This is a genomic window from Mycobacterium sp. TH-M15, assembly GCF_057473705.1.
In genome coordinates this window covers 1-5,327 of record NZ_JBYCLB010000448.1, presented here as the reverse complement: position 1 = coordinate 5,327, position 5,327 = coordinate 1, and the positions used below count along the sequence as shown (strand labels likewise).

Sequence of the window (5,327 nt, the reverse complement as noted above, 5' to 3'; positions counted from 1 at the left end):
GACCGCATTGAGTTGACGGCCCGGTCCGGGCAGTTGGTCGGTGGGCTTGCCGCGCACCAGCACCAGTGCGTTGCGGGCTCCGGTGGCGGTCAGCCAGGCGGTGCGCAGCCGCTCCACCTCGTCGGCGTCGACCAGACCGGCCGCCGCGATGGCGTCCAGGGTCTGCAGGGTCGAGGTGTTGTGCAGCGCCGGAACCCGGTGCGCGTGCCGCAGCTGCAGCAGCTGCACGGTCCATTCCACGTCGGCCAGACCGCCGCGGCCCAGCTTGGTGTGGGTGTTGGGGTCGGCGCCCCGCGGCAGCCGCTCGTTGTCCACCCGAGCCTTGATCCGGCGGATCTCCCGGACGGCCTCCTCGGAGATCCCGCCGGCCGGATAGCGGGTCTCGTCGGCCATCAGCAAGAACCGCTCCCCCAACTCCGGATCTCCGGCCACCCGGTCGGCCCGCAGCAGCGCCTGGATCTCCCAGGGCTGCGCCCACTGCGCGTAGTAGGTCCGGTAGGAGGCCAGGGTGCGCACCAGCGGCCCCTGGCGCCCCTCCGGTCGCAGGTCGGTGTCGACGTGCAACGGCGGATCGACGCTGGCGGTGCCCAGCAACCCGCGAACCTGCTCGGCGACCCCGGTCGACCAGCGCACCGCGTCGGCGTCGCTCACCCCGTCGGCGGCCTCGCAGACGAACAGCACGTCCGCGTCGGAGCCGTACCCCAGCTCGCGCCCGCCCAGCCGGCCCATGCCGATCACCGCCATCGTCGCGGGCCCGGCCCGCTGGTCGCCGGCCGGCAGATTCGCCCGGATCACCGCGTCCAGCGCCGCCTGCAGCACCGCCACCCACACCGCGCTCAGCGCGGCGCAGACCTGCCGGACGTCCAGCAGGCCGAGCAGGTCCGCCGAGGCGATGCGGGCCAGTTCGTAGCGGCGCAGACTGCGGGCGGTGGCGATCGCCCGCGCCGGATCGGGGTAGCGGGCCGCCGACGCGATCAGCGCACCGGCCACCGCGGCGGGATCGGTATCCGCCAGCTTCGGGCCGGACGGGCCGTCGCTGTAGGACTGGATCACCTCCGGCGCGCGGATCAACAGCTCCGGGACGTACGCCGAGACACCGAGCACCCGCATCAGCCTGTTGGCGACCGCGCCCTTGTCGCGCAGCGTCGCCAGGTACCACCGCTGGCCGGCCATCGCCTCGCTGAGCCGCCGATAGGCCAGCAACCCCATGTCCGGGTTGGGGGTGTTGGAGAGCCAGTACAGCAGCCGGGGCAGCAGCACCGTCTGCACCTGGCCGCGCCGCCCACTCTGGCCGGTCAGCGCGGCCAGGTGGCTCAGCGCGCTGCCCGGTGCCTCGTAGCCGAGCGCGGCCAGCTGCCGCTCCGCGGCCTCCGGTGTCAGGCCGCCGGAGAGCTCCAGACCGGCCGGGCCGACCGTTTCCAGTAGCGGCTGGTAGAAGAGCTTTGCGTGCAGCCGCGACACCCGCAGGTTCTGGCGCTTGAGCTCGGCCCGCAGCACCCCGAGCGCGTCCCGGCCGTTGTCGGGCCGAATGTGGGCGGCGCGGGCCAGCCAGCGCAGCGCCTCGTCGTCGTCGGGCGGCGGCAGCATGTGAGTGCGCTTCATCCGCTGCAGCTGCAGGCGATGTTCCAGCAGCCGGAGGAATTCGTAGGACGCGGTCAGGGTGGCCGCGTCGTCCCGGCCGATGTAGCCGCCGGCCCCGAGCGCCGCCAGCGCGCCGACGGTGGACGCCACGTGCAGCGACTCGTCGGCACGACCGTGCACCAGCTGCAGCAGCTGCACGGCGAACTCCACGTCGCGCAGTCCGCCGGTGCCGAGTTTGAGTTCGCGGTCGCGTATCTCGCTGGGCACCAGTTCGGCGACCCGGCGCCGCATCGCCTGTACGTCAGCGACGAAATCCGCACGCTCGCAGGCGGTCCACACCATCGGCATCAGCGCGCCCAGGTAGGCCCGGCCCAGCTCCGGGTCGCCGACCGCGGGGCGGGCCTTCAGCAATGCCTGGAACTCCCAGGTCTTCGCCCAACGCTGGTAGTAGGCGATGTGCGAGTCCAGGGTGCGGACCAGCGGACCCTGCCGGCCCTCCGGACGTAGTCCGGCGTCCACCTCGAAGAACGCCTCGGCCGCCACCCGGATCAGCTCCCCGGCCAGCCGGTTGGTCAGCGGGCCGGCATCCTCGGCGACGAAGACGACGTCGACGTCGCTGACGTAGTTCAGTTCCCGGCCACCGCATTTACCCATGGCGATGACGGCCAGGCGGGGCGGGGCATCGGTGCCGCAGACCGACTCCTGGGCCATCGTCAGCGCCGCTCCCAGCGCGGCGTCGGCCAGGTCGGCCAGCTGCTCGCCGACGGCGGCGAACGGCAGCACCGGCTCGTCTTCGACGGTGGGCGCCAGGTCGAGCGCGGCCAGTACCAGCACCCGGTCCCGGTAGCAGGTGCGCAGCCGCTCGATCCGTGCACCGGACTCGGCGTCGCGGGTCTCCTCGACGCACCGGTCGAACAGCCGGCGCAGTTCGCCGCCGGACGGCAGAGCCATGTCTCCGGCCAACAGCCGCCACGATTCGGGGTGGGCGACCAGGTGATCGCCGAGCCCCAGCGACGAACCCAGCACCGCGAACAACCGGCCGCGCAACCCGCGATCGGTCAGCAGCGCATCGCTCAGCTCACCCCAGCCGTCGCCCGCCGCCGCGGCCAGCTGAACCAGCGCGCGCAGTGCCACGTCGGCGTTCGCCGCCCGGGACAGCGACCACAACGCGTCGACGTGGGCGTCGTTGCCCGAGCCGCCCCAACCCAGTTCGCTCAGGTAAGCGGCCGCGTTCGGGTCCACCAGGCCGAGCCGTCCGGCACTGGGCGTCATCCGTTGGCGCGCCGCACCGGGGTTGGTCACGCCGACGACCTACAGCGAAAGGTAACGCTCCAGCTCATACGGGGTGACGTTGCTGCGGTAGTTCGCCCACTCCTGGCGCTTGTTACGCAGAAAGAAGTCAAAAACCTGCTCCCCCAACGCCTCTGCGACCAGTTCCGAGTTCTCCATCTCAGTGATGGCACGCTCCAGCGTGCCCGGCAGCTCGCGGTAGCCCATCGCCCGGCGTTCTTCCGGGGTCAGATCCCAGACGTTGTCTTCGGCCTCCGGAGCCAGCTCGTAGCCCTTCTCCACGCCGCGCAGCCCGGCGGCCAACAGCACGGCGAACGTCAGGTACGGGTTGCAGGCCGAATCCGGGCTGCGCACCTCGACCCGGCGCGACGACGTTTTGTGCGGGCTGTACATCGGCACCCGGACCAGCGCCGAACGGTTGGACGCCCCCCACGACGCGGCGGTGGGCGCCTCGCCGCCGTGGATCAGCCGCTTGTAGGAGTTCACCCACTGGTTGGTGACCAGACTGATCTCGCAGGCGTGCTCGAGGATCCCGGCGATGAACGACCTGGCTACTGCGGAGAGCTGCAGCGGGTCGTCGGGGCTGTGGAAGGCGTTGACCTCACCCTCGAACAGGCTCATGTGGGTGTGCATCGCCGAACCGGCAAACTCACTGAACGGCTTGGGCATGAACGACGCGCGGGCCCCCTCGTCCAGCGCGACCTCCTTGATGACGTAGCGGAAGGTCATGACGTTGTCGGCCATCGACAGCGCGTCGGCGTAGCGCAGGTCGATCTCCTGCTGACCGGGCGCGTTCTCGTGGTGGCTGAACTCCACCGAGATGCCCATCGACTCCAGCGCCTCGATCGCGTGCCGGCGGAAGTTGGCCGCCGAATCGTGCACCGCCTGGTCGAAGTAGCCGGCGTGGTCGATCGGGACGGGCGCCGACCCGTCGTACGGGCCGGGCTTGAGCAGAAAGAACTCGATCTCGGGGTGCACGTAGCAGGAGAAGCCCATGTCGCTCGCCTTGGCCAGCTGGCGGCGCAGCACATGCCGGGAATCCGCCCAGGCCGGCGAGCCGTCCGGCATGGTGATGTCGCAGAACATCCGGGCCGAGTGGTGTCCGCCGGTGCTGTTGGTCCACGGCAGCACCTGAAATGTCGACGGGTCCGGCCGAGCCACGGTGTCGGCCTCCGACACCCGCGCGAAGCCCTCGATCGCCGACCCGTCGAAACCGACCCCCTCCTCGAAGGCACCTTCGAGTTCGGCCGGGGCGATGGCGACCGACTTCAGGTACCCGAGCACGTCGGTGAACCAGAGCCGCACGAAGCGGATGTCACGTTCCTCGAGCGCGCGGAGCACGAACTCCTTCTGTCGGTCCATACCGCGAAGCGTAGCAGCGTGCGGGCCTGCTAACAGCGCACATTCGCCGGGGGCGATACCGCGCTGACCAGATACTCCACCACCGTGGTGTCCACGCACTCGTCGCCGTCGAAGACGACGGTGTGCTGGGTGCCCTGGTAGCTGACAAGCGGGGCGCCCAGCTGCCTGGCCAGCGCGACACCCGCCTGGTACGGGGTGGCCGGGTCATGGGTGGTGGAGACGACGACGACCTTGCCCGGCGCCACCGGCGCGGTGGTGTGCGGCGCCGACGTGGCCGGCACCGGCCACATCGCGCACAGATCGCGCGGCGCGTATCCGGTGAAGTCGCCGTAGGACAGGAACGGCGCGGCGTCGCGCATCCGCCGGTCGGCCTCCGCCCAGACCGCCGGGTCGGTCGGTACCGGCGCGTCGACACACCGGATGGCGTTGAACGCGTCCTGGGTGTTGTCGTAGTGACCGCGCTCGTCGCGGCCCTCGTACACGTCGGCGAGCACCAGCAACTCGTCGGGTTCCCCGCCGCTCCGCAGGGCGCGCAGCCCGCGGGTCAGGTACTTTCAGTACCCGGGGTTGTAGAGCGCGTTGATGGTTCCGGTGATCGCGTCGCCGTAGCTCAGCCCACGCTGGTCGCTGGTCGGTGCCGGATCGTCGACCAGTGAGTCGACCAGCTGGTGGTAGGCGACGACGGCCCGAGCTGGGTCGGCGCCCAGCGGGCAGTCCGGCGACTGGGCGCAATCCGCCGCGTAGTCGTCGAACGCCCGCTGGAACCCGCTCATCTGGTTGATGTCGTGGTCGATCGGATCGACGGTCGGGTCGAGGGCGCCGTCGAGCACCATGGTGCGCACGTGGTCGGCGAACCGCTCGAGGTAGGCGGTGCCCAGCCGGGTGCCGTAGCTGAAGCCGAGGTAGTTGAGCTGTTCGTCGCCGAGGGCCTGGCGAACCCGGTCCATATCCCGTGCCGCGGACGCGGTGCCGACGTTGGCCAGGAAGTCCGTTCCCATCCGGTCCGCACACTCGCCGGCCAGCTGGCGGTTCAGCCCCTCGATCTGCGATACCCCGCTCGGGCTCATGTCCACCTGCGGCTCACGCCGGTACGC

Annotated in this window: 2 protein-coding genes and 1 pseudogene; all 3 read right to left on the bottom strand. The window is 71.0% G+C overall.

Annotation, left to right across the window (positions count from 1 at the left end; translation table 11 throughout):
- The coding region (locus tag AC2VNT_RS10840) for a bifunctional [glutamine synthetase] adenylyltransferase/[glutamine synthetase]-adenylyl-L-tyrosine phosphorylase (protein WP_486946857.1) at positions 1 to 2,853 on the bottom strand (2,853 nt) is incomplete at its 3' end.
- A gap of 39 nt (positions 2,854 to 2,892) precedes the next feature.
- Entirely contained in the window at positions 2,893 to 4,233 is a 1,341-nt protein-coding gene (gene glnA, locus AC2VNT_RS10835) for a type I glutamate--ammonia ligase (RefSeq protein WP_486946856.1), read from the bottom strand.
- Positions 4,234 to 4,262: 29 nt separating this feature from the next.
- Positions 4,263 to 5,327: pseudogene (locus AC2VNT_RS10830) on the bottom strand (alpha/beta hydrolase); the annotation flags it as partial.

What these genes read in the sequence shown, in the direction of transcription:
- glnA (WP_486946856.1), bottom strand. Translation starts at nt 4,233, where the DNA reads ATGGACCGACAGAAGGAGTTCGTGCTCCGCGCGCTCGAGGAACGTGAC.